General features: G+C 68.9%; 20 protein-coding genes. 10 read left to right on the forward strand and 10 right to left on the reverse strand.

Features of this window, described 5'->3' with window-relative positions:
• Window position 1: 1 nt before the first annotated feature.
• Window positions 2–2,710 (reverse strand): nitrite reductase large subunit NirB, encoded by a 2,709-nt coding sequence (nirB, locus tag ASPU41_RS11495; protein WP_069951029.1) that lies wholly within the window; start codon window positions 2,708–2,710, stop codon window positions 2–4.
• Window positions 2,711–2,980: 270 nt separating this feature from the next.
• On the opposite strand from nirB, the gene nirD reads away from it, so the two are divergent.
• Window positions 2,981–3,358 carry a nitrite reductase small subunit NirD gene (nirD, locus tag ASPU41_RS11500; protein WP_069951030.1) on the forward strand — a complete coding sequence of 126 codons (378 nt, stop codon included), beginning with the start codon at window positions 2,981–2,983 and terminating at the stop codon, window positions 3,356–3,358.
• A gap of 29 nt (window positions 3,359–3,387) precedes the next feature.
• On the opposite strand, the gene ASPU41_RS11505 is transcribed toward nirD, so the two are convergent.
• On the reverse strand, window positions 3,388–5,145 hold the full coding sequence (locus ASPU41_RS11505; RefSeq protein WP_069951031.1) for a phospho-sugar mutase: 1,758 nt from the start codon (window positions 5,143–5,145) through the stop codon (window positions 3,388–3,390).
• 131 nt (window positions 5,146–5,276) lie between these two features.
• On the opposite strand from ASPU41_RS11505, the gene ASPU41_RS11510 reads away from it, so the two are divergent.
• Window positions 5,277–5,759 carry an RrF2 family transcriptional regulator gene (locus ASPU41_RS11510; protein ID WP_069951032.1) on the forward strand — a complete coding sequence of 161 codons (483 nt, stop codon included), beginning with the start codon at window positions 5,277–5,279 and terminating at the stop codon, window positions 5,757–5,759.
• Window positions 5,760–5,761: 2 nt separating this feature from the next.
• Here ASPU41_RS11510 and ASPU41_RS11515 read toward each other — a convergent pair whose 3' ends face one another.
• Entirely contained in the window at window positions 5,762–6,580 is an 819-nt protein-coding gene (locus ASPU41_RS11515) for a purine-nucleoside phosphorylase (RefSeq protein ID WP_069951033.1), read from the reverse strand.
• A 106-nt stretch (window positions 6,581–6,686) separates the two neighbouring features.
• On the opposite strand from ASPU41_RS11515, the gene ASPU41_RS11520 reads away from it, so the two are divergent.
• Together ASPU41_RS11520 and ASPU41_RS11525 are read left to right on the forward strand one after the other, a co-directional pair.
• Window positions 6,687–8,102 carry an NAD(P)H-quinone dehydrogenase gene (locus ASPU41_RS11520; protein ID WP_069951034.1) on the forward strand — a complete coding sequence of 472 codons (1,416 nt, stop codon included), beginning with the start codon at window positions 6,687–6,689 and terminating at the stop codon, window positions 8,100–8,102.
• 19 nt (window positions 8,103–8,121) lie between these two features.
• Window positions 8,122–8,847: a hypothetical protein gene (locus ASPU41_RS11525; protein WP_069951035.1), complete on the forward strand. Its 726-nt coding sequence runs from the start codon at window positions 8,122–8,124 to the stop codon at window positions 8,845–8,847.
• A 112-nt stretch (window positions 8,848–8,959) separates the two neighbouring features.
• On the opposite strand, the gene ASPU41_RS11530 is transcribed toward ASPU41_RS11525, so the two are convergent.
• Window positions 8,960–10,417, reverse strand: coding sequence for a benzaldehyde dehydrogenase (locus tag ASPU41_RS11530; protein WP_069951036.1), 1,458 nt, complete (start codon window positions 10,415–10,417; stop codon window positions 8,960–8,962).
• 178 nt (window positions 10,418–10,595) lie between these two features.
• Here ASPU41_RS11530 and ASPU41_RS11535 point away from each other — a divergent pair, with 178 nt between their 5' ends.
• Window positions 10,596–11,135, forward strand: coding sequence for a flavodoxin domain-containing protein (locus ASPU41_RS11535; protein ID WP_069951037.1), 540 nt, complete (start codon window positions 10,596–10,598; stop codon window positions 11,133–11,135).
• A gap of 36 nt (window positions 11,136–11,171) precedes the next feature.
• Here ASPU41_RS11535 and ASPU41_RS11540 read toward each other — a convergent pair whose 3' ends face one another.
• A complete protein-coding gene (locus ASPU41_RS11540; RefSeq protein WP_069951038.1) occupies window positions 11,172–11,864 on the reverse strand; it encodes a hypothetical protein in 693 nt (230 codons plus the stop codon).
• Between the two features lie 65 nt (window positions 11,865–11,929).
• Window positions 11,930–12,163 carry a hypothetical protein gene (locus ASPU41_RS11545; protein WP_069951039.1) on the reverse strand — a complete coding sequence of 78 codons (234 nt, stop codon included), beginning with the start codon at window positions 12,161–12,163 and terminating at the stop codon, window positions 11,930–11,932.
• A gap of 139 nt (window positions 12,164–12,302) precedes the next feature.
• Here ASPU41_RS11545 and ASPU41_RS11550 point away from each other — a divergent pair, with 139 nt between their 5' ends.
• The 4 genes from ASPU41_RS11550 (at window position 12,303) to ASPU41_RS11565 (ending at window position 15,273) form a co-directional block, all read left to right on the forward strand.
• Window positions 12,303–13,019 (forward strand): Pr6Pr family membrane protein, encoded by a 717-nt coding sequence (locus ASPU41_RS11550; protein WP_069952650.1) that lies wholly within the window; start codon window positions 12,303–12,305, stop codon window positions 13,017–13,019.
• On the forward strand, window positions 13,012–14,088 hold the full coding sequence (locus ASPU41_RS11555; protein ID WP_069951040.1) for a hypothetical protein: 1,077 nt from the start codon (window positions 13,012–13,014) through the stop codon (window positions 14,086–14,088). The genes ASPU41_RS11550 and ASPU41_RS11555 overlap by 8 nt, the downstream gene beginning before the upstream one ends.
• Window positions 14,089–14,273: 185 nt before the next feature.
• Window positions 14,274–14,762: a hypothetical protein gene (locus ASPU41_RS11560; RefSeq protein ID WP_069951041.1), complete on the forward strand. Its 489-nt coding sequence runs from the start codon at window positions 14,274–14,276 to the stop codon at window positions 14,760–14,762.
• Between the two features lie 73 nt (window positions 14,763–14,835).
• On the forward strand, window positions 14,836–15,273 hold the full coding sequence (locus ASPU41_RS11565) for a hypothetical protein (RefSeq protein ID WP_069951042.1): 438 nt from the start codon (window positions 14,836–14,838) through the stop codon (window positions 15,271–15,273).
• A 17-nt stretch (window positions 15,274–15,290) separates the two neighbouring features.
• Here the strand turns inward: ASPU41_RS11565 and ASPU41_RS11570 are convergent, their stop codons facing one another.
• From ASPU41_RS11570 to ASPU41_RS11580, 3 genes are read right to left on the reverse strand one after another with little or no spacing between them, the layout of a single operon-like run.
• Window positions 15,291–16,847 carry an FAD-dependent oxidoreductase gene (locus tag ASPU41_RS11570; RefSeq protein ID WP_069951043.1) on the reverse strand — a complete coding sequence of 519 codons (1,557 nt, stop codon included), beginning with the start codon at window positions 16,845–16,847 and terminating at the stop codon, window positions 15,291–15,293.
• Window positions 16,844–19,057 (reverse strand): molybdopterin oxidoreductase family protein, encoded by a 2,214-nt coding sequence (locus ASPU41_RS11575; protein WP_069951044.1) that lies wholly within the window; start codon window positions 19,055–19,057, stop codon window positions 16,844–16,846. Before ASPU41_RS11575 ends, ASPU41_RS11570 begins: the two co-directional genes overlap by 4 nt.
• 1 nt (window position 19,058) lies before the next feature.
• Window positions 19,059–20,495, reverse strand: coding sequence for an MFS transporter (locus tag ASPU41_RS11580; protein WP_069951045.1), 1,437 nt, complete (start codon window positions 20,493–20,495; stop codon window positions 19,059–19,061).
• Window positions 20,496–20,780: 285 nt separating this feature from the next.
• Here ASPU41_RS11580 and ASPU41_RS11585 point away from each other — a divergent pair, with 285 nt between their 5' ends.
• Complete coding sequence (locus ASPU41_RS11585; RefSeq protein WP_069951046.1) at window positions 20,781–22,193, forward strand: MFS transporter; 1,413 nt, start codon at window positions 20,781–20,783, stop codon at window positions 22,191–22,193.
• A 162-nt stretch (window positions 22,194–22,355) separates the two neighbouring features.
• Here the strand turns inward: ASPU41_RS11585 and ASPU41_RS11590 are convergent, their stop codons facing one another.
• The gene (locus ASPU41_RS11590; RefSeq protein WP_069951047.1) at window positions 22,356–23,087 is read right to left on the reverse strand and encodes a glutamine amidotransferase; all 732 of its coding nucleotides are present in this window, start codon (window positions 23,085–23,087) and stop codon (window positions 22,356–22,358) included.
• Window positions 23,088–23,089: the final 2 nt, after the last annotated feature.

Raw genomic sequence — 23,089 nt, forward strand, 5'->3', positions numbered from 1 at the left:
GTCAGACCTGGCTTTCGGTGGCGGTGGCTGGGGCGTCGGAGGGCCGGACCGGGATGCTGGAGGCGATCAGCACGGGCTGCTGAAGGGCAAGGGACTTCTCCTCGGCGGTGGCGGGGCGGATCTGGCCGCGCTCCGGGACGAAGGAGATCGAGTCGTCCTTCTGGTCCGGGGCGTTCACGAAGGAACGGAAGCGGCGCAGGCGTTCCGGGTCCTTGAGGGTCTCGGCCCATTCGTCCTGGTAGGTGTCCACGTGCCTGGCCATGGCCGCTTCGAGTTCCGCGGCGATGCCGAGTGAATCCTGCACCACCACCTCCTCGACGTGCTTCAGGCCGCCGTCGAGCTCCTCCTGCCAGCGCGCGGTGCGCTGCAGCCGGTCGGCCGTGCGGATGTAGTACATCAGGTAGCGGTCGATGTACCTGAGCAGGGTCTCGTCGTCGAGGTCCTGGGCCAGGAGCTGGGCGTGGGCCGGCTGGAAGCCGCCGTTGCCGCCGACGTAGAGGTTCCAGCCCTTGTCCGTGGCGATTACGCCGACATCCTTGCCGCGGGCCTCGGCGCATTCACGGGCGCAGCCGGAGACGCCCATCTTGAGTTTGTGCGGGCTGCGGAGGCCCCGGTAGCGCAGCTCCAGGTTGATGGCCATGGCGACGGCGTCCTGGACCCCGAAGCGGCACCAGGTGGAGCCGACGCAGGACTTCACGGTGCGCAGGGACTTGCCGTAGGCCTGGCCGGATTCGAAGCCGGCGTCCACGAGTTCCTTCCAGATTTCGGGCAACTGCTCCAGCCGGGCGCCGAACATGTCGATCCGCTGGCCGCCGGTGATCTTGGTGTAGAGGCTGTATTTCTCGGCGACGGCGGCAATCACACCGAGCTTCTTCGGGGTGATCTCGCCGCCCGCGATCCGCGGGACCACGGAGTAGGTGCCGTCCTTCTGCATGTTGGCCAGGGCGCGGTCGTTGGTGTCCTGCAGGGTGCCGCGGCCGGCGTCGAGCACGTAGGCGCTGTTCTGGCTGGCCAGGATGTTCGCGATGGTGGGCTTGCAGATGTCGCAGCCGGTGCCGGTGCCGTATTTGGCCAGGATCTCCTCGAAGGAGGCCAGTTCCAGGACCCGGATGGCGTCGAAGAGTTCCTGGCGGGAGAGCTCGAAGTGCTCGCAGAGGGCCTTGGAGACCGCGACGCCGGACTTGGTCAGTTCGCTTTCCATCAGCTTTTTCAGCATCGGGACGCAGGAGCCGCACTGGGTGCCGGCGCGGGTGCAGCCCTTGAGCTCGCCGAGCTCCTGGACCGGGGCGTTGCCCTCGCAGGCACCGCAGCCATTGATGGCGTCGCGGATGCTGCCGGCGGCCACGTTGTTGCAGGAGCACAGGATGGCATCGTCCGGGAGTTCGGTTTCCGGGGCGTCGCCGCCGCCGGCTGCGGTGAGGTAGGCGCCGGGTTCGGCGGCGAGTTCGCGGCCCAGCATGGGGCGCAGGGACGTGTACGGTGCCGCGTCCCCGACGAAGATGCCGCCGAGCAGGGTCTTGGCGTCGTCGGTGGTGACGATCTTCTGGTAGACGCCGCGGGCCGGGTCGGCGTAGACGATTTCCAGCGCGTGCTCGGTCCTGGCGAAGGCGTCACCGAAGCTGGCGACGTCGACGCCGGAGAGCTTGAGTTTGGTGGCGGTGTCGAAGCCCGGGAAAGTAGCATTGCCGCCGTACAGCCGGTCCGCGACGATCTCCGCCATGGTGTTGGCGGGGGCCACGAGGCCCAGGCACATGCCGCCGAAGTTGGCGACCTCCCCGATCGCCCAGATGCCGGGGACCTGTGTTTCGCAGCCGTCGGAGATCACGACGCCGCCGCGCGGGCCCAGGTCGAACAGCGGCGCGGTGCCTTCCGGGCCCTCCGCCGCCGGGCCGTTGGCGGCGCGGAACAGCTCGTCGCGGGGCTTAACGCCGATCGCGACGATCACGAGGTCCGCGTCGATGATGCGTCCGTCGGCCATCAGCACGCCGGTGACCTGGCCGTCGTCGTCGGAGAGGACTTCGGAGGGGAACACGCCGCCGTGGACGGTGAAGCCCTTGGCTTCGATCAGGCGGCCGAGGGCCTGCCCGGCGCCCTGGTCCAGCTGGGTGTTCATCAGCCAGGGGGAGCCGTTGATGACGATCGGGGTGGCGCCGAGCTGCTCGGTGCCGGCCGCGGACTCCAGGCCCAGCAGGCCGCCGCCGATGGTGACGGCGTTGACCTTGCGGCCGAGCTTCTCCGTCAGTTCGGCAATCGCCTTGTTGATGGCCCAGACGTCCTCCAGTGTGCGGTAGACGTGGGTGAGCCCGGATCCCGGGATCGGCAGGCGGGCGGCGTCGGAACCGGTGGCGACGACCAGCTCGTCGTACGGGTAGACGGTGCCGGCCGCGGTGGACACCGTCTTGCCGGCGATGTCGATGCCGGTGACGCGCTCGCCGGTCTGCAGCGTGAGCGCCTCGTGCTCCCACATCGCGGCGGTACCCAGGGTGAGGTCGACGTCGGCGTCGGTGAGGGCCCTGCTCAGCGCGACGCGGTCGTAGGGGAGGTGTGCTTCCTCGGTGAGGACGGTGACGTTCCAGCCGTCCAGGCCCCGGGCGTGCATTGCGTCGGCGAAGCGGTGGGCGGCAGGGCCGCCGCCGGCAACCACGATGCGGCGCGGTGCTGTGGTGCGCTCTGCGTCCTGGTTCTGGGGGCTTGAAGTCTGTCCGGTCACGGTGGGCCTTTCGCATGGGCCGCAGTCGGTGCTCTGCGGCCTTCTCAATCGAGGTGTCCATCCAGACTAGGCAAGCGCAGTTTCGCTTCAGTTTCCCTTATGTTTCGTGATCTTAACTTCTGCATCACGAACGCATTTCCGGCGGCGTGAGGTCTCTTTTACCCGCCGGACACATTCACTGCACGCCGATGAAACACCGCGGACCTAGCTTGGGTATATGGCCGCAGGAGCGGCTGAGCCCGGGAGAGATGTATCAGAGAGGGGCCCGAAATGACTGCCGTACTTGAGAGCGCAGCACGGAGCTTTGTAGAACACCCCAGCTATGGGACCGGCTGGCACCGCGTGTGCGCGGTGGAGGACCTGGAACCGGCCTGGGGCGAGGCGGCGCTGATCGCGGGGCGCCAGGTGGCGTTGTTCCGCACGGGCTCCGGTGAGGTTTTTGCCGTCGCCCAGGAGGACCCGGCGACCGGGGCGCACGTGATGGCCCGGGGCATCACCGGGTCCCGCGGCTCGCGCCCGACGCTCGCCTCGCCGCTGCACAAGGAGGTCTATGACCTCGGAACGGGGGAGTGCCTGGGCGCGCCGGAACTCCGGCTCCCGACCTTCGGTACCCGGATTGTGGGCGGGTACATTGAGGTCGAGCTGTAGGCGCTGACGCCCCGGAAGCTGCGCCCCGGCTACAGCCCCAGCGCCTCACGGACGTCCGCCAGGACCGCGTCAAGCGCGGCGCGTGCCTCCTGCCGGGCCCCGGGCAGTTCGGCGGCCGAGCCGACGCTGCGGATGACCTCCAGGTAGCACTTGAGCTTGGGTTCGGTCCCGCTGGGGCGGATGATGATGCGGCTGAGGTCCTTCGTCAGGTACAGCAGGCCGTCGGTGGGCGGCAGCTGTGCGCTGCCCTCGGCGAGGTCCGTGACGCATTCGACGGCCGAGCCGCCGAAGGATTCCGGCGGGCTGACGCGCAGCCGGTTCATCATGGCATCCAGCAGGCCCAGGTCCGCGACCCGGATGCTGAGCTGGTCACTCGCGTGCAGGCCGTGCACCAGGTACAGCTCGTCGAGCGTGTCGAAGATGGTCCGGCCCCCGGCCTTGGCCGCCGCCGCGAGTTCCGCGATCAGCACTGCCGCGGAGATCCCGTCCTTGTCCCGGACCAGTGAGGGCGCGACGCAGTAACCCAGTGCCTCCTCGTAGCCGTAGAGCAGGCCGGGAACGCGGGCGATCCATTTGAAACCGGTGAGGGTTTCCGCGTGGGCGTAGCCCGCCGTCGCGGCGATCCTGGCCAGCAGCCGCGAGGACACGATCGAATTCGCGAACACCCCCGCCGTGGTCTCTCCACTGCCTCCGCTGCCGCCGCCGGCGGCCCGCCGCGCCACGACGTGCGCGCCAAGCAGGGCGCCCACCTCGTCGCCGCGCAGCATGCGCCAGGCGCCGGTGTCCGGATCCTTCGCCGCAACAGCGGCGCGGTCCGCGTCGGGATCGTTCGCGATCACAAGGTCCGCATCCACCCGGGCCGCGGTTTCCAGGGCCAGATCCAGGGCGCCGGGCTCCTCGGGGTTCGGGAAGTTCACGGTGGGGAAGTCGGGGTCCGGCTCGGCCTGCTCGCTCACCACGGTGACGTCGTCGAAGCCGGCTGCGTGCAACACCGCCACTGCGGTCCCGCCGCCCACGCCGTGCATCGGGGTCAGGACAATCTTGAGGCCGCGGGCCGGGAAGTGCTCCGGGACGGCCAGGGCCGCGACGGCGGCCTCGTAGCCGGCGGCGATCGAGGGGTCCAGGACGGTCCAGCCCTCCGTGGCCAGGGCGACGCCGGAGAGCTCGCCGACGGCGGCGATCTTCGCCGCGATCAGCCCGTCGTAGGGCGCCACGATCTGCGCGCCGCGTCCGCTCTCCTCGACGGCGTGCCGGCCCAGGTAGACCTTGTAGCCGTTGTCCTGCCGCGGGTTGTGGCTGGCGGTGACCATGACGCCGCCGTCGCACTCCAGCGCCCGGACCGCGTAGGCGAGCAGCGGGGTGGGCAGGGCGGACGGCATCAGGAAAGTCTCGACGCCGGCGGCGGTGAGGACCGCAGCGGTCTCTTCCGCGAAGATGGCGGAGTTGTGGCGGGCATCGTAGCCGACGACGGCGCGTGGCCGGGTGCCGGGGGCTGCCTGGGCGACGGCTTCGGTCAGGAAGGCCGCGAAGCCGGCGGCGGCGCGGCGCACCACGACGCGGTTCATCCGGTTCGGGCCGGGGCCGAGGGCTGCCCGCAGGCCCGCGGTGCCGAACTGCAGGGTCCCGCTGAAGCTGTCCGCGAGCTCCTGGCGGGCCGCAGGGGTGCCATCGCCGGCGAGCCGGACCAGTTCGGTCAGGGCGGCGGCCGTGGCGGGATCCGGGTCCTGGGCGGCCCAGGTGCGGGCGTCGTCCAGCAGGCGGGTGAGTTCGGCATCAGAAGACGTCATAGGAACCAAACTAGCGCCAATCGCCGCGGATGCCTTCCCCGACCAGCGGGAGTCCGACTTACAGACCACTCAGGGCTGTCCTGCACACCAGCCCTTGACAGGCAATTTTCCGGACACGTAGCGTCTGGAATATGAAGATGGGCCGTGGGGTGGAATGGGCCGTTCACAGCTGCGTCAATATGGCGTGGACGCCGGCCGGTGAAGCGGTCAACAGCGCCCGGCTGGCGGAGTACTACAAGCTCCCGGGCTCCTATCTGAACAAGCAGCTCCAGGCCCTGGTCCATGCCGGGATCCTGGGTTCCGTGTCGGGTCCGCGCGGCGGTTTCCATCTGGCGCGCCGGCCGGAAAACGTCACCGTCCTGGACATTGTCCTGGCCCTGGAGGGCCCCGACCCGGTGTTCCGCTGCGAAGGCATCATGTCCAACGTCCCGGATGCCGACACGGAGCAGAACTTCGTCCGGACCTGCCTGATCTCCCAGACCATGCGCCAGGCCGAACTCGCCTGGCGGCAGGCACTGGCCCGGCAGACCATTGCCGGGATCGCCGACTCGATGGAGCGTCGTTTTCCGCAGGACAAGGTCAAGGCTGTGCGCTACCTCGCCTCGGGGAGCTGAGCTCAGAGCTTTGCGATGATCTCCGCGAGCAGCTTGGAGATGCGCGGGCCCGCGGCCTGGCCGGCTTCGAGGACTTCCTCATGGCTCAGCGGAACCGGGCTGATTCCGGCGGCGAGGTTGGTCACGAGCGAGATGCCGAAGACCTCCATGCCGGCGTGGCGGCCGGCGATCGCCTCGAGCGCGGTGGACATGCCCACCAGGCTTGCCCCGATGCGCTTGGCGTACTGCACCTCCGCGGGGGTTTCGTAGTGCGGGCCGGTGAACTGGGCGTAGATGCCTTCGTCCAGCGAGGGGTCGACTTCGCGGGCGAGGCCGCGGATCCGCGGGGAGTACAGGTCGGTGAGGTCCACGAAGGTGGCGCCTTCAAGCGGTGAGGTCGCGGTGAGGTTAATGTGGTCGCTGATCAGCACCGGGGTGCCGGGTGTCCAGTCCTCGTTGAGGCCCCCGCAGCCGTTGGTCAGGACCAGGGTCCTGCAGCCGGCCGCCGCGGCGGTGCGCACGCCGTGGACAACAGCGCGGACGCCTTTGCCCTCGTAGTAGTGCGTCCGTGCGCCCAGGACCAGGGCGCGCTTGCCCTCCCGGGTCAGCACGGAGCGGATGGTGCGGACATGGCCCACGACGGAGGGGGAGGAGAAGCCGGGGACCTCGTCCGCGGAGAGGGTGGCCGTGGTCTCGCCGATCAGTTCGGCGGCGTCGGCCCAGCCCGAGCCGAGCACCAGGGCGACGTCGTGCGCGTCGACGCCGGTCTCCTCGGCGATGTAGTCGGCGGCGGCGCGGGCGGCGTCGAAGGGGTCCGTGGTCAGGAATTCTGTTGTACTCACCGGTACAAGTTATCGTGCCGGCACCGTGCTGCCCAGCACCGCACACTGTGCCGTGCCGGCCCGGATTCTTGGTGGTGCCGGTCCAAATGGTGGACAATGGCTGATTGTGACTACGCATCCCGATTTCAGCTCGCCCCGCATCGCAATCCTGGGCGGAGGGCCCGGCGGCTACGAAGCCGCCATGGTCGCCGCCTCCCTGGGAGCGACGGTCACCATCATCGAACGGGCGGGGCTCGGCGGCTCCGCGGTGCTGACCGACGTTGTGCCCTCCAAGACCCTGATTGCCACGGCGGACCTGATGACCCGCGTCGGCGAGGCCGGTGAGCTCGGCGTCAAGTTCGACCTCGACGGCGGCGACTGCACCCCGACGATGCGCGCGGACCTCAAACACATCAACGACCGCCTGCTGCGGCTGGCCCGGCAGCAGTCCTCGGACATCCAGAAGGGCCTCGAGAACCAGGGCGTCCGGATCATGCTCGGCTCCGGCAGGATGCTGGACAGCCACACCATTGAGGTCCTCACCGCTGACGGCACCGAAATCGTCGAGGCGGACGCGATCCTGCTGGCCGTCGGCGCCCACCCGCGCGAGCTCCCCACCGCCCGCCCGGACGGCGTCCGGATCCTGAACTGGGCCCAGATCTACAACATGGACGAGCTCCCCGCGGACCTGATCGTGGTGGGATCCGGGGTGACCGGCGCCGAGTTCGCCTCCGCCTACAACGGCCTCGGTTCCAGGGTCACCCTGATTTCCAGCCGCGACCGCGTGCTGCCCGGTTCGGACGCCGACGCCGCAGAGGTTCTTGAGGGCGTCTTCGAGCGCCGCGGCGTCAAGGTGCTGTCCCGTGCCCGTGCCGAGACCGTCGAGCGCACCGAGGACGGTGTGATCGTGACGCTTGGCGACGGCTCCAAGGTCACCGGCAGCCACTGCCTGGTGGCCGTCGGGTCCATCCCGAACACCGCCGGGATCGGCCTCGAGGAGGCCGGCGTTGCGCTCACCGAGAGCGGCCACGTCAAGGTCGACGGCGTCTCCCGCACCAGCGCACCGAACATCTACGCCGCCGGCGACTGCACCGGTGTGCTGGCGCTGGCGTCCGTGGCCGCGATGCAGGGCCGGATCGCGATTGCCCACTTCCTGGGCGACAGTGTTACCCCGCTCAAGCTGCACCAGGTCGCGTCCAACATCTTCACCTCGCCCGAGATCGCGAACGTCGGCGTCTCCGAGGCCGAGATCGAATCCGGCAAGTACCAGGCCGACGTCGTGAAGCTCTCGCTGCGCAGCAACGCCCGCGCCAAGATGCGCAACCACCGGGACGGCTTCGTCAAGATCTTCGCCCGCAAGGGCTCCGGAACCGTGATTGGCGGTGTGGTGGTGGGCCCGAACGCCTCGGAGCTGATCTTCGCGATCTCCCTTGCGGTCACCCAGAAACTGCACGTCGACGACGTCGCCAGCACCTTCACCGTGTACCCGTCACTGAGCGGCTCGATCTCCGAAGCGGCCCGGCGCCTGCACGTCCACATGTAGCACAACGGAGGCCGTCACCATGCAAAGTCCCCGCGACCTTGTTGAGTCCGTGGAACAGAACCCCGCGCTGCCCTCCGGCCCGGAAGAACGCTTTGCCGGCTACGGCGTGATGGGCGTTCCGTTCAGCTCCGGCCACGTCCTGGCCCTGCGGCATTTTGCGGCCTCCTCGGTCGGCCCGGGCTATTCCTCGGTCTGGATCCGTGACCCTGCCGGCGTCTGGACGATGCACAGCACCACCGACCCCGGGTCCTCCTGTCCGCGGTACTTCGGCAGTGCGCTCGGATCGGCGTCGACGGGCCGGATCTCCATCCGGTGGCACGACGGTTACTCCTTGAGTGTGGCGGTCGGAGACGGGATGGACCTGAGCTGGGACCTGACGCTGGCCGCCACGCCGGTCACCCGGTTCATGTCCGCGGTTGCCGGCGCGGTTCCCGAGCGGCTCTGGCGCAGCCGGACGTTCCTTCGCGCCATGGGGGCTGTCGCCGGCCCCGTACTGGGGGCCGGACACATCGGGCTGACGGGCCGGGTTCCCAACGGTCAGGGATTCGGGGCCCGCCCGCGGCAGATGTGGTTTATCCGCGACAGCAAGGCGCGCCTGTCGGGGCAGAGCCTCGGACAACCTTCGGCGCTGCCCGTCCAGGACAGGCTCGGGGACTTCTGGATTCCGCAGCGCGGCATCTTCATGATCGGCTCGTCCGTGTTCGAGCCCTTCGACCCCGCCACACACCACGCAGCGGAACACTGACCCGCGGAACTGACCCGCGGAGTACCCGATCAGCGGGCACCGGCCCGCGTAAGGAAGGACCCGGCGGCAGCCGGGTCCTTCCTTTTTCGTTCTCCGTCGGAAAGGGCAGAGGCTAGAACGGGTACGGGGCGATGTCCGGCCGGACCGTGAGCCACTGGATTTCGGTGAAGGACTCCATATTGGCGTGGTGCCCGCCGATCCGTGAGCCGTTGCCCGAGCTCTTCATCCCGCCGAACGGTGAGTTCGCCTCGTCGGACACCGTCTGTTCGTTGATGTGGACCTTGCCGGAGTCCAGCTGGTCCGCGATGGTCATTGCCAGGCCCACATCGCCCAAGATGCCGATCGAGAGGCCGTATTCGTTGCCGTTGGCCAGGGCCACGGCTTCCTCCACGGTGGAGAACTTCATCACCGGTGCCACCGGGCCGAAGATCTCATCCCGCCACGCCGGGCTTTTCACGTCCAGGTCGGCGAGGACGGTGGGCCGGTAGAACCTGCCGTCGTGTGTGCCGCCGGCGGCCAGCCGGGCGCCGCCCTGCACCGCGTCCTGGACGATCGTGTCGATCCGGTGCAGCTGCTTGTCGTCGATGATCGGGCCCAGCGCCACGGTCCCGCTCGCCGGATCACCGACAGGCAGATGCGTGGCCTTTTCCGTGAGGGCGCTGACATAGTCGTCGTAGATGTCCTCGTGGACGATGTGGCGCCCGGCGGCCATGCAGACCTGGCCCTGGTGCATAAAGGAGCCGAACGCCGCCGCGGAGGCGGCCTTGGGCAGGTCCGCGCCCGGCAGCACAATGAGCGCGTTGTTCCCGCCGAGTTCCAGGTGGGCGCGCTTGAGCAGCCGGCCGGCGGTCTCGCCGATCTTCCGCCCGGCCGCCGTCGAGCCGGTGAAGGCGATGACGCCGACCTCCGGTGCCTCGACGACGGCGGCGCCGATGTCGGCCCCGCCCGGCAGCAGCGCCAGGAGCCCGGACGGCAGCCCGGCTTCCTCGAAGATCCGCACCAGCGTGACCCCTCCGCAGACCGCGGTGCGCGGATCCGGCTTGAGCAGCACCGCGTTGCCGAGGGCCAGGGCCGGGGCGACGGCGCGGATGGAGAGGATCAGCGGGAAGTTGAAGGGTGCAATCACGGACACCACACCGACCGGACGCCGGCGGGCGAAGGACCAGCGGTTCTCGTTGGACGTGAGCACATCCCCGGCCGGGAGGGAGGGCAGCGCCGAAGCGTCGTAGCATTCGTTGGCGGCGATATGCGTTTCCAGGCCTGCCTTGGCCGGAATGCCGCCGGACTCGCGCACGATCCAGTCCTGGATCTCGGCAGCGTGTTCCTCCCACAGCATCCCGGCGCGGCGCAGCACGGCGGCACGGTCCTCGGGGTTGAGTTTCGCCCAGCCCTTCTGGGCCGCCGCCGCTGCCGTGGCGGCTTCACGGACATCGTCCACGGAAGCAAGGCCATAGCTGCCCAGCGTCCCGCCGGTGGCGGGCTCGACGGCGTCGGCTGTCCCGCCGCCGCCCGGGCGCCAGCCGTTGAGGTAGATCTTGCCCTCCCAGAGGGAGGCATCGAGCAGGGACATGTCCTGTCCTTTCGTGGGGATACGGTGTTCCGCACCGGCCGGTCGACTGTGAACCGGGCCGGGGCCTTCGTACATCACATGCCGCCGGGGGCGCAGCCGTCAAGGGTGCGGTGCGCTTTCGGGACGGCGGGGACGTTCGGCCCTACTTCGTCAGTGCACCGCTCGGACACAGTGGACCATGGCCAAGATCTATATCCCTTACGGGAGCGTTGAAGGACAGACAGCCCAGATCGCGGAGTACATCGCCGAGGTGATCCGGGCCCACGGGCACGAGGCGGATACGGGGGATCTCAAGCGTTCCGGCGACACCCTTCCGGGCGGCTACGACGGTGTCATTGTGGCGGCGTCCGTGCACATGGGCAAACACGAGGGGTTTGTTGCCGACTTTGTCCGGAAGAACCGCGGAGAGCTCGAACGTCTCCCGTCCGCCCTGGTTTCGGTCAGCCTGGCCGCCCACGGGGACGAGGAAAGCGCCGAGGGCTATGTGGCGAAGTTCGAGGAGGAGACCGGCTGGCGGCCGGCCCATGTCGGGATTTTCGGCGGCGCGCTGCTGTACACCCACTACAACTTCATCAAACGCCAGCTCATGAAGAAGATCACCAGGGACAAGGGGTCCCCGGACCTGGATACCTCCCGCGACTACGTCTATACCGAGTGGGACGGGGTCAAGCATTTCACGGAGGATTTCCTGGCCGGACTGGCTGCCCCGGCGGGTTAGGAACAGATGTGTGCGGCTCAGGAGCAGCCGCAGGACTCAGGATCGGGCGTAGGGCGGAACCGCGTGCCAGGGGGCGTAGGGCGTGAACCAGTGCTCGAAGCCCAGCCTGTCGGCGTCGTCCTCGAGAACGTCGAGCCTGTCCGAATAGAGCGCCTCACTGTCCGCGTCCCCCAGCAGGACTTCCTCGACCTCTGCCCGCCAGTCCGGGGGGAGGTCGAGCTCGTAGATATCCTCGGTGATTTCCGCCTGGTCGAGCAGGCAGCGCACGGCGAGTTCGGCCGCGAGGCATCCGGGGGCGGCCCACCCGCGGACCAGGCACGCGGTGACGTCGGCGGCGACAACGATGAGCTTCTGGGTGAATTTCGCGTCGTAGCTGGACGCGAACTGGGGCGGCAGCGAGGACAGTACCGAGGTCCCGGCGATGTCGGGCGGGGTGACGGTCTCCGGTGTGCCGAGAGTGCCCAGATCGCGGAAGAGCTGGTCGATCAGGATGCTCGATGAGTTCCACAGCAGGCCTGCCAGCAGGCGCGTCTGGCTCACGGCTTTCCGGCGGCCCTCCGGGGAGACGGCGGCCATTTCCTCCAGGTCCTCCGGATCGAACTGGAGCCGCTGCTCCGGGGTCATGTCATCCGGGTGGGGGTCAAGGCCCAGCAGTTCGAGGCTCAGCCCCGTCAGCTTCTCGGCGTCGGCCAGCAGTTCTTCGGTGATGTCGTCGTCGTCGGCGCTCATGGCCCCGATGCTACCCGCCATCGGGCCGCCGCCCGATTCGCGTTACGCGGAGGGTTGCGGCCGGATCAGGCCGCAGCTGCCCGGACGGTTCCCGGCGCAGAACTGCCCCGCTCCATCCGGGCGGACAGGAGATAGACGATCCCCGCGATCAACGGGACCCCGCTTGCCGCGGCGAGCGACACGACCGGGCCCGACCTTCCGATGACCGTAATCAGGAGCGGCAGCACGCCCAGGGCCACCAGCAGCCAGCCGGCTCCGGCCGCGAGGACCAGCATCGGCAGCACCCAGGCGAGGGTCATCAGGAGTCCGCTGTTTCCCCCGGGATCCTGGCTTCAGTACACGCCGGCAGGGGCGGGCTGGCCAGGGGGAGAAAGGCCCTGAGCGAACCCGGTCCTTTTGGCTCTGGGTCCCGGCACGGCGAAGCGCAACACTGATGCCATGAGTGATGTGCTGACGCTGAATCCCGCGGTCGAACGCAACGCGGGCGCCAACCGGGCGCTGCATCCGGACTGCCTCTGGATCCGTCTGGTGCGCGGCGGGGCCGGACTTGCCATCCTCGCCGCCCTCGGCCAGGAGGTCTACGACGCGACGCAACCGGGCAATTCCGTCGACATCCCCCAGCTCATCTCCCAGTTCACGTTCCACTCGAACCTTGTCCTCGCGCTCGTACTCCTGGTGTCCGCCGCGCGGCCGCGGGCGCGGCTGCCCCAGTGGTGGGATCACCTGTTCGGGGCCCTCGCCTTCTACCTGGTGATGACGGGCATTATCTATGCGGTGCTTGTGGCCCCTCCTGATGAGCCGTGGTGGACGCTGGACATGTACTGGCCGTGGATGATCACGCACCGCATCGCACCGCTGGTCGCGGGGCTCGACTGGCTTTTCGTCACCCGCACCGTCCGCGGCCCGTGGCGGCGGCCCCTCATCTGGCTGTGCTACCCGGCCGCATTCCTGATCTTCTCGTGGGTGCGCGGTGCCCTTGACGGCTGGTATCCCTACGACTTCCTGGATCCGAGGCTCGATGGAGGCTGGCCAGCGGTGACCGCCACAAGCGCCCAGGTGCTCGGCGCGTTCCTTGTGGTCGGGGTGCTCGTGCATCTCGCCGGCAATGCCCGGGTGGGCCTCGCCCGCGGACCCGGAAAGCAGTTCCGTGCCTAGGCGCCAGTCCTGGCCGGCGCGACTCGGCATCACGCTCGTGGCAGGGCTCGCCCTGTTCCTCACCGCGTGCTCCCAGCCCGCAGGCCAAAGCGGGCCGACGTCGTCAACCGCACCCTCATCCAGCACCGGCAACCCGGCCTGTGATCTCATCACCCCGGAGATTGCGGCGAAGACCGAACCCGGGCTCGTGCCCGTGGGCCAGATCAGCCAGGCCAGGCCGCCGGGAAGCGAGGCCTACCTGTGCACCTATTCCAGCAAGTCCGATACAGGGATGACGGCCCTGTCTGTGGCTCTCATATCTCCCGCATCGGCCGCCGACATCTCCAAAGCGAAGTCGACACCCGACTGCTCACCCGTCACGGGCATCGGCGACTTCGCCTGCCTGCAGTGGACCGGCTACTTCCGCGGTGAGCCCGGCAACGTGTCCGCGAATGTCGTCCTGACGGCTGTCCGGGGCAACGAGACCCTTGAGATGCCCTATGTAACCGGACCGCCCATGGCCGGGTCCGGCGTCCCGGATGGCGACGCGATGGCCCGCGCGCTCTCGCAGGCTGCCGTGGACGCCGGCTGGGGCAACGGCACAGCACTCAACGTCCCCGCCGCTCCGCCCGTGGGTCCTGCGGCCACGACGAACAACCCGGTCTGCGCCCTGATCAGTCCCGATGAGGCTAAACAGGCATTCGGGGCGAAGACCCAACCGCAGATCCTCCCGGGCGAGTCCAACTGCCGATACAGGTTCGGCGACTTGGGCACACCGGGCCCGGATTCTCTGGTCTTCTCAATCGAAGTCCTCGAGGGTGCAGCCCCGGGGCTGGCCGCCCGCGGCCTGCCCGGCGAGCCGCTCGACGGCGTCGGCGACAAGGCGGCCTTCAACATGGGAACCGAACCGGCTGGCCCGAAATCCCTTCGCCCGGCCGGCGACGTGCCGATCACGATCCTGTCCGTGATGGTGGTCAGGGGCCAGAACCTCGCGACATTCACCGCCCAGGTCCTGATCTCCCCGACGGGGCCCACGGCCGAGCAGACGAAGGAACAACTCATCACCCTGGTGCGCGGCGTCGAGTTCTGACGGCGCGCGAGGGCTCCGAATAACTCTCCGGGCCTGCGTCAGCCGGTGCAGTTTCTGATCAGCAGTTCCGCAGGATCAACCCACCCGCCCGCACAGACCCGTTTCTCTGCAGTAACGTGACGCCCGGCTGGCTCTTTAGGGCGGCCTCCGGATAAACGCACGTCCCCTTTCCCGAAAGGCCTCTCATGGCAGGAATCTTCTCCCTTTTCGGTGCCCTGGGCACTACCACCAAAGCTATCGCGGTAGCCTCAGTCGTCGCAGCCGGCGGCGGCGCAGCGTTGGCTGCCACTGCCGAAACCACCGGGCCCGTCTCCGTGGTGTCCGAGGCCCCGGCAGAGACGGCCGATCCGGTCGAGCCTGCACCCGTGGAGCCTGCACCCGTGGAGCCTGCCCCGGAAGAGCCCGAACCAGTGGAGCCTGCCCCGGAAGAGCCCGAACCAGTGGAGCCCGCGCCCGTCGACCCGGCTCAGGTTGTTCCAGTTCCAGCGGGTAACTCCGCGTGGGCGCACGAGAACGCCGCGGCCAAGCGCGCAGCCGGACAGGAAAATGCGGCAGAGCACCGCAGCCCCAATGCCGCTACACCGGCAACGCCGTCCTACGGCGCGGGTCCGGCCGTCAATGCCTCCCCGGCCTCGAAGGCTGAGAACCCGGGCAAGGCCAACACGAACAAGTAGCCCTATGCCGGGCCCTGAATCGCAGAGGATTTCGATCAGGGCCAGCACGGTCTTACTTCTTGGGGGGAAGCGCTTGGACTTTTCAGATCACCGCGCCGCCGGCGCCGGCCTGCCCGCCGAAACCCTGGCCACAACGAAGCTCCCCGTTCCCGTGTCACGTCTCCGCTGGGCGCTGGTGCGCAGGCTGGTCTTTGCCATTCCGTTGGGGCTGCTGTTTGGCGTGATGCTGATCAACGGCTTCAGGGTCAACGAGCCCGGGACGACGGCTGCGATGGCCGGCGGGGTGGGGTTGTCCTTCTCCCTGTTCCTGGGAATCATCTGGCTCGTTGGCCGCCGGCGTCGGGCTCTTTTGGCCGCATCCGGCGGTGACCCGGACGCAGCCGGAGTGCTGCTGTTCGGCGCCATGGCACCGAAGATCGGGCGCCTCGGTCCCAACCGCGACACCACCTACTACCGGTGGATCGGCGGCTTCGGCCCGGGCGGCGATGGAGGTAAAGGCGACTGGGGCTGATGGAAGCCCGCCCGGTGTCAGGCTACGGCCCCCTGAAAGTGTTTTTCGATGATCCCTTTGATGTCGTCATGGCAGCCGCCGCACCCTGTCCCGGCGCGGGTGGCGCCTGAAACTTCGGCCACCGTCCCGCAGCCGTCGGTCACCGCAGCAGCGATCCTGATCCCGCTCACACCGGCACACCGGCATACGGTCCGTTCGGGGTCAGTAGCCCCGGCAGATGCCGCCTGGTCCGGTCCGTCGAGGCGCAGCAGCAGTGACCGGTCCGCCGGGAGTTCGGCGCCGCGCTCGAAGAGCTGCACCAGCTCGGCCGCGGTGCGGGGCATTCCCACGGCCACCAGGCCTTCAAGCACCCCGGCGCGGGTGGTCATCTTCACGTAGCGGCCGTGCTCGGGATCGGCCCACTGTGCGATCTGCAGCCTGGCCCGGCCATTCACGGCGCCGGCGGTCAGGGCTTCCTCGTCCCACGGCTCCGCGTCGTTGTCCCCGGCCACCGCCATGTTCATGCCGCGCGCCTTGAGCACCACCACGGCCGGCAGTTCGGCCGGCAAGGGAAGCAGTGCCTCGGCATCCGGAGCCCCGGAAGCCAGCAGCGTCAGGTACCCGGCGAGCCATTCGGCCTGCCGCCAGCCCGGCCCGACCAGCCCGGCCGGACCACGCGCGGTCCGGCACTGAAGGCATTCCGGATCGGGGCAGCGGACTTCGGCGCAGTCGCCGATCGCGAAGATGTGCGGCTCGTGGTGGGCCCGGAGCTTGTGGTCCACCAGGATCCCGGCGCCGGTGGAAAGCCCGCAGCCCTCTGCCAGTTCGGTCCGGGGACGGACGCCGCAGGAGAGCACCAGCAGGTCACCGTCGATCGCGGAACCGTCATCGAGCAGCAGCGCCGAGAAGCCGCCGTCGGGCCCGTTGTGTTCCACGCCGGTGGAGCGGGCATTGCCGGCCACCCGCACGCCGCAGTTCCGCAGCGAAGCCGCGAGGACGGCGCCGCCGCCACGGTCGATGTTGCGGCCCAGCGGATGCGGGCCGTTGTGCACCACGGTGACGGTGGCGCCTTCCTCGGCCGCGGCGAGGGCCGTCTCCAGGCCCAGCACGCCGCCGCCCAGCACCACCACGCGCTTGCCGCCGGCCACCGCCGCCTGCAGCACCGACGCGTCGCGCAGGTCCCGAAGCGCGGTCACGCCTGGCGGCAGGACAGGCGCGGCAGGGTCCGGGTTGAGCCCGGTGAGGTTGGGGATCACCGGGCGGGAGCCGGTGGCGAAGACCAGCCGGTCGTAGCCGGGGGAGGTGCCGTCGCTGAGGATCAGCTGTTGCCGGGCGCGGTCCACCCGGCGGACCCGGACGCCGAGCCGGACGTCGACGCCGCCGTCAATCAGCGCCGCGGCGTCGGACAGTGCCAGGGCCGACGCCGTGGTCCGGCCGACGCCGAGGTCCGCCACGAGCACGCGGTTGTAGGCGGCCTCGGCCTCCTCACCGATCACCGTCAGGTGGGCGAGCCCGCCGCGGACTGCAGGCAGCAGCTCGTCGACCAGCCGTGCGGCCACCGGCCCGAAGCCCACAACAACAATGCGCTCTGTCATGACGCACCTTCTTTCTGCAGTTCAATGGCGTGGAGAGTGGCAGCGCCGGGCCGGACCCAGACGTGGCTGAACTTGAATTCCGGCATCCCGGAGATCGGATCCGTGGCCGCCTCCGTGAGCCGGTTGGCGCTCTCCAGCTCCGGGAAGTGGAACGGCAGGAACACCGTTTCGGGCCGGATGTCCGTGCTCAACTCGGCGCGGCAGGATACCTCGCCGCGCCCGTTGGAGATCGAGACGACGTCGCCCTCGGCGATGCCCTGCGCGGCGGCGGCCGCCGGATGGATCTGCAGCCGCGCTTCGGGCTGGGCCGCGGCCAGGGCGGCAACCCGGCGGGTCTGGGCGCCGGACTGGTAGTGCTCCATCAGCCGCCCGGTGATCAGGGTCATCGGCCTGCCGGCCCGGTCCGCCGCGGCTGCCGCGCCGGCGGAAACCGAAGAAGCAGCACGACGGCGGGGCGTCACCGGAGTGAACACGGCCCGCCCGTCCGGGTGGGCGAAGGAGTCCAGGAAGAGCCGCGGGGTCCCGGTGCTGCCGGCGGGATAGGGCCAGTAGGCGGCCTCGCCGCGGTCCAGCATGGCGTAGTCGATCCCGGCATAGTCGGCCAGGCCGCCGGAGGAGGCGAGCCGGAGTTCCTCGAAGACGGTCTCCGGGTCCTCGCTGAACGTCGAGGGGGCGTCCAGCAATTCGGCCAGCCGGGTCATGATCCACAGCTCGCTGCGTACCCCGGGCGGGGGAGCGATCGCGCGGCGGCGGCGGAGCACCCGGCCCTCGAGATTGGTCAGGGTGCCTTCCTCCTCGGCCCATTGGGTGACCGGCAGGATCAGGTCAGCCTCGGCGGCAGTCTCGGAGAGGAAGAAGTCGCAGACCACCAGGAAGTCCAGGCTCCGCAGTCCGGCGATCACGGCGTTGGCGTCCGGCGCGGAGACCGCCACGTTGGCGCCGTGCACAAAGAGGCAGCGGACGCCGTCGGGCTGTCCCAGGGACTTCAGGAGCTGGACGGCGGGGAGGCCGGGTCCGGGGATGAGCGCCTCGGGAACGCCCCACACCGCGGCCATGTGGGCGCGGGCGGCGGGGTCGGTGATCTTGCGGTAGCCGGGGAGCTGGTCCGCTTTCTGGCCGTGTTCGCGGCCGCCCTGGCCGTTGCCCTGGCCGGTGAGGGTGCCGTAGCCGCTGCGGGCGGAGCCGGGCAGGCCCAGCAGCAGGGCGAGGTTGATGGCGGCGGTGGCGGTGTCCGTGCCGTCGACGTGCTGTTCCACGCCGCGGCCGGTGAGGATGTAGCTGCCGCCCCGGCGGGAGCCGTCGGCGAGCCGGCGGGCGGTGTCCCGGATCAGTCCGGCCGGGACGCCGGTGAGGGACTGCACTCGTTCGGGCCAGTAGGAGGCGACGCTGCGGGCCAGGGCGTCGTAGCCGGCGGTGCGGGCGCCGATGTAGCCGGCGTCGGTGAGGCCCTCGTGGATCACGACGTGGGAGAGGCCCAGCAGCAGCGCGAGGTCGGTGCCGGGCAGCGGCTGCAGGTGCAGGCCGCCGCCGTCGGAGGTGAACGCGGCGGTGGCAGAGCGGCGGGGGTCCACCACGATCAGGCCGCCGGCGTCGCGGGCGCCCTGCAGGTGCTGCACAAACGGCGGCATGGTCTCGGCAACGTTGGAGCCGAGCATCAGGATGGTGCTGGCGGTATCGAGGTCCGCCAGCGGGAACGGCAGGCCGCGGTCCAGGCCGAAGGCGCGCATTCCGGCGGCCGCGGCTGAGGACATGCAGAACCGGCCGTTGTAGTCGATCCGTGAGGTGCCCAGGGCCAGCCGGGCGAACTTGCCCAGCTGGTAGGCCTTCTCGTTGGTCAGCCCGCCGCCGCCGAAGACTCCGACGGCGTCCGCCCCGTAGCTGGCCTGGGTGGACTTCACCGCTTCGGTGACTGAGGCCAGGGCCTCCTCCCAGCTGACCGGGCGGTGGACGCCGTCGGCGCCCCTGAGCAGCGGTTCGGTGACGCGGCCGGGGTGGTTCAGCAGCGACGCGGAGGTCCAGCCCTTGCGGCAGAGTCCGCCGCGGTTGGTGGGGAAGTCGCGGCCGGCCACGTCGAGGAGGGCTGCGGCCGGCTGCTCCGGCACGGGGTCTGACCCCGGCTGTGGAGCCGGGGTCAGAGCCGCTGGTGTGGTGAGCGTCATGGCGCACTGCAGGGCGCAGTAGGGGCAGTGCGTGGCGGCGCCGTTGGTCATGTTAGACGTGTCCCATCGCGTTTCGGTTGGCGTTGCGGATGTAGCAGAACCAGCACACGGCCAGCATCAGGACGTAGGCCCCGACGAAGCCGTAGAACGCGGGGGTGTAGGAGCCGCTGGCGCTGTTGGAGGCGTTGAGCACCTGCGGGATGACGAAGCCGCCGTAGGCGCCGATGGCCGAGATCAGGCCGAGGGCCGAGGAGGCGAGGCGCTGGGTGGTGACGGTGCTGGCGCCGGACTTGGCTGCCCGGCTGGAGGTGGCGAAGATGATCGGGATCATCCGGTACGTGGCACCGTTGCCGAAGCCGCTGGCGGTGAAGAGCAGCAGGAACAGGCCAAGGAAGAGCCAGAAGTTCTTCAGCGGCAGGGTCCAGACCATGGTCAGGGTGATGACGGCCATCGCGGCGAACGCGGCGACGGTCATCCGGGCGCCTCCCATGCGGTCGGCCATGCGTCCGCCGTAGGGGCGGGCCAGCGAGCCGACCAGCGGGCCCAGGAACGCGAGGGACAGGGCCACGGTGCCGACGCCGATCGAGGAGAATGCCGGGAAGTAGTCCTTGATGAGCTTGGGGAACACGCCGGCGAAGCCGATGAACGAGCCGAAGGTGCCGATGTACAGCAGCGCCATGATCCACAGGTGGGGTTCCTTGAGCGCGGCGAGCGAGCCGGCGACGTCGCCCTTGGCGCTGGTGAGGTTGTCCATGTACTTCCATGCGCCGAAGGCGGCGAGCAGGATCAGCGGGACCCACATCCAGCCGGCCATGGGCAGGTTCACGGTGCCGGCAGCCAGGAGGGTGATGGCGATCGGAACGGCAAGCTGTGCGACGGCGGCGCCGAGGTTTCCGCCGGCGGCGTTCAGGCCCAGCGCCCAGCCCTTTTCGCGGGCCGGGTAGAAGAAGGTGATGTTGGCCATCGAGCTGGCGAAGTTGCCGCCGCCAAAGCCCGCCAGGGCCGCCACGAACAGCATGGTGCCGAACGGGGTCTCCGGGTTGGAGACGCACATGGCGAGTCCGATCGAGGGGATCAGCAGCAGCAGGGCCGAGACGATGGTCCAGTTGCGGCCGCCGAAGCGGGGGACCATGAAGGTGTAGGGGATGCGGAGGGTGGCGCCGACCAGGCTGGGCATCGAGATCAGCCAGAAGATTTCTGAGGTGGTGAAGGTGAAGCCGGCGGCGGGCAGCTGGACGACCACAATCGACCACAGCTGCCAGACCACAAAACCCAGGAACTCGGCGAAGATGGACCAGTTCAGGTTCCGCTTGGCGATGGAGCGGCCCTGGGACTCCCACTGTTCCTTGTTCTCGGCGTCCCAGTTGGCGATCCAGCGGCCGGGACGGTATTCAAGGGCGGGGCCGCCGAGGGTGGTGCCGGCGTCGAGTCGGGGGGAAACGCCGGGGGAGACGCCGGTATCGGCGCTCGCAGTTCGTTCAGCAGTCACGGGGACCTCCTTTGGGGATGTTGTCCTTCCAAAGTAGGGAATCCGCGTTTCCGGGACCCTCGCCGTTTGTTAACGTGCTGTGACGTTTGCCTATCGGCGCGCTTGTGGCGGCGTGAGGGGCGCTTCGGGGCGTAGTGTGATGACCACCACGTGAGACGAAATCAAACGTCCAAATAGTGGACTGCTTGTCCATCGAATGGACTGCGGGAACTATTATGTAATCCTACTTATCCCCATCTGGACGGCTTTTCAGCCGCGGTCCGGTCTTCATGAAAGCGCTACTACATGTCATCCACTGCCATTTCCGCAGAGCAGGGGTCCGCCCAACCGGTGAACTCGCGCGGCCGCGTCATCGTCGCCAGCCTGGTCGGCACCACCGTTGAGTTCTACGACTTCTACGTGTACGCCACTGCGGCTGTGCTCGTGTTCCCCCGGCTGTTCTTCCCCGGCCAGAACGAGACCACCCAGCTGCTGAGCTCCTTCGCCGTTTTCGGCGTCGCGTTCATTGCACGGCCGCTCGGCTCCATCGTCTTCGGCCACTTCGGTGACAAGTTCGGCCGCAAGGGCACCCTGGTGGCATCGCTGCTGACCATGGGTATTGCCACGTTCCTCATCGGCTGCCTGCCCACGGCCCTCGTGCCGGGCTGGGAATTCTGGGCTCCGGCCCTGCTGGTTGTCATGCGCTTTGCCCAGGGCCTTGCCCTCGGCGGCGAATGGAGCGGCGCGGCCCTGCTGGCCACCGAGAACGCCCCGGCGAACAAGCGTGCCATCTACGGCACGTTCCCGCAGCTGGGTGCACCGATCGGCTTCATCATTGCCAACGTGATCTTCCTGGTCTTCAGCTACGCACTGTCCCCGGCGGCCTTCATGGAGTGGGGCTGGCGTGTGCCGTTCCTGCTCAGCGCGGTCATGGTTATCATCGGCCTTTACGTCCGGCTCAAGCTGATCGAAACCCCGGCCTTCACCAAGGTTCTGGAATCCAAAGAAGTTGCCAAGCTGCCGCTGGCCCGCGTCTTCAAGACCAGCTGGAACCAGCTGATCCTCGGCACGTTCATCATGCTCGCCACCTACGTGCTATTCTACCTGATGACAACGTTCACGCTGACCTACGGCACCCGCCCCGCCACCCTGGACGCAGCCAAGGCTGCAGCCGAGAAGGCAGGCAAGCCGATGACCGAGGCCGCAGCTGCCGCGTTCGTCCCCGGCCTGGGCTACACCCGCAACGACTTCCTCTGGATGCTGATTGCCGGCGTCGTGTTCTTCGGTATCTTCACCCTGGTCTCCGGCCCGCTGGCTGAGAAGTACGGCCGCCGCAAGATGCTGATCGCCGTGACCCTCGGCATCTTCGCGTTCGGCCTGCTCTTCATCCCGCTGTTCAGCGCCGGTTTCTGGGGCACGATGTCCCTGCTGATCATCGGCTTCTCCCTGATGGGCCTGACCTTCGGGCCGATGGGTGCGCTGCTACCGGAGCTCTTCCCGACGAACGTCCGGTACACCGGCTCGGCCATCAGCTACAACGTCTCCAGCATCCTCGGTGCCGCCGTGGCACCGTTCATCGCGGTCTGGCTTTGGGAAATGGGCAAGGGCAGCCCCGGGCTGGTCGGCGTCTACCTCGCCTCCATGTCCGTGCTGACGCTGATCGCACTGTTCGTGAGCAAGGAAACCCGCGACCTGGAGTACACCAACAACGTGGCCTGACGCTTTTCCCACGGCTTCGGCTGACGCTCCAGCCCGGTTACTGAAGGAAATGCCCGGCGTGTTCACTGAACACGCCGGGCATTTCCGTGTCGGCAGCGGAATGCGGGAAAGTAACCGGGCAGGAGCGTCAGCGCCCGGACCGGGCAGTGCCAGCGGTCAGAGTTAGCGGGCGTAGCGCTCCACGAAGTTGCGCAGGATCTTCATCGGTTCCGTGGCAGTGAAGCGCCGGGCGTCCTCCATCAGAATTTCGGCGGATTCCGGCGGGAAGTATCCGGCGTGGCGGTAGATATCGATCCTGGTGACCAGACCCTGAGCATCGAGCTCGGGGTGGAACTGGGTGGCATACAGGTTGGTCTTGATCCGGAACATGTGCACCGGGCAGGCAGCGGAGCTGGCCAGGAGGACCGCGTGGGCGGGGAGGAGGGTGCAGGCTTCCTTGTGGCCGGTGAAGGCCGTGAAGCTCTCCGGCAGCCCCCGCAGGAGGGGATCGAGCAGCCCTTCTTCCGTCAGCTTGATGGTCACGCCGCCAAGCCCCTCGCCGTAGGTCCGGTCGATCACCGCGCCCTGGTGCCGGCCCAGCGTGCCGACCCCGTAGCAGGCGCCGAAAAACGGGAAATCCTCCGGCACGATCCGGTCGAGCAGGGCCGCGAGCTCATGCTCCACCCGGTGCTGGACGTCGCTTTTTTGCTCGGCGGGGTCGCTGGAGGTGAACGGGCTCCCGCCCACAATCACACCGGAGTAGTCGGAGAGTTCCAGCCGGGGCAGCGGGGCGGCCTCCATCCGGATGCGCTTCAGCTGCGAGGGTTCGAGCCCGCCGTAGCGCAGGTAGGCTTCGTATTCGTTCTCGGCGGCGGCGTCCTCGGCCCGGGAGGCGAGGAGCAGAAATGGCTTCACAG

Origin of the sequence: Arthrobacter sp. U41 (assembly GCF_001750145.1) — a bacterium.
GTDB lineage: Bacteria > Actinomycetota > Actinomycetes > Actinomycetales > Micrococcaceae > Arthrobacter.

Excerpts from the sequence above, each read along its gene's own strand:
- nirD (WP_069951030.1), top strand. The coding sequence starts at position 2,981 with ATGACTGCCGTACTTGAGAGCGCAGCACGGAGCTTTGTAGAACACCCC.
- ASPU41_RS11545 (WP_069951039.1), bottom strand. The coding sequence starts at position 12,163 with ATGACCCTCGCCTGGGTGCTGCCGATGCTGGTCCTCGCGGCCGGAGCC.
- ASPU41_RS11570 (WP_069951043.1), bottom strand. The coding sequence starts at position 16,847 with ATGACAGAGCGCATTGTTGTTGTGGGCTTCGGGCCGGTGGCCGCACGG.
- ASPU41_RS11575 (WP_069951044.1), bottom strand. The coding sequence starts at position 19,057 with ATGACCAACGGCGCCGCCACGCACTGCCCCTACTGCGCCCTGCAGTGC.
- ASPU41_RS11550 (WP_069952650.1), top strand. The coding sequence starts at position 12,303 with ATGAGTGATGTGCTGACGCTGAATCCCGCGGTCGAACGCAACGCGGGC.
- ASPU41_RS11560 (WP_069951041.1), top strand. The coding sequence starts at position 14,274 with ATGGCAGGAATCTTCTCCCTTTTCGGTGCCCTGGGCACTACCACCAAA.
- ASPU41_RS11505 (WP_069951031.1), bottom strand. The coding sequence starts at position 5,145 with ATGACGTCTTCTGATGCCGAACTCACCCGCCTGCTGGACGACGCCCGC.
- ASPU41_RS11530 (WP_069951036.1), bottom strand. The coding sequence starts at position 10,417 with ATGTCCCTGCTCGATGCCTCCCTCTGGGAGGGCAAGATCTACCTCAAC.
- ASPU41_RS11535 (WP_069951037.1), top strand. The coding sequence starts at position 10,596 with ATGGCCAAGATCTATATCCCTTACGGGAGCGTTGAAGGACAGACAGCC.
- ASPU41_RS11540 (WP_069951038.1), bottom strand. The coding sequence starts at position 11,864 with ATGAGCGCCGACGACGACGACATCACCGAAGAACTGCTGGCCGACGCC.
- ASPU41_RS11525 (WP_069951035.1), top strand. The coding sequence starts at position 8,122 with ATGCAAAGTCCCCGCGACCTTGTTGAGTCCGTGGAACAGAACCCCGCG.
- ASPU41_RS11510 (WP_069951032.1), top strand. The coding sequence starts at position 5,277 with ATGAAGATGGGCCGTGGGGTGGAATGGGCCGTTCACAGCTGCGTCAAT.
- ASPU41_RS11585 (WP_069951046.1), top strand. The coding sequence starts at position 20,781 with ATGTCATCCACTGCCATTTCCGCAGAGCAGGGGTCCGCCCAACCGGTG.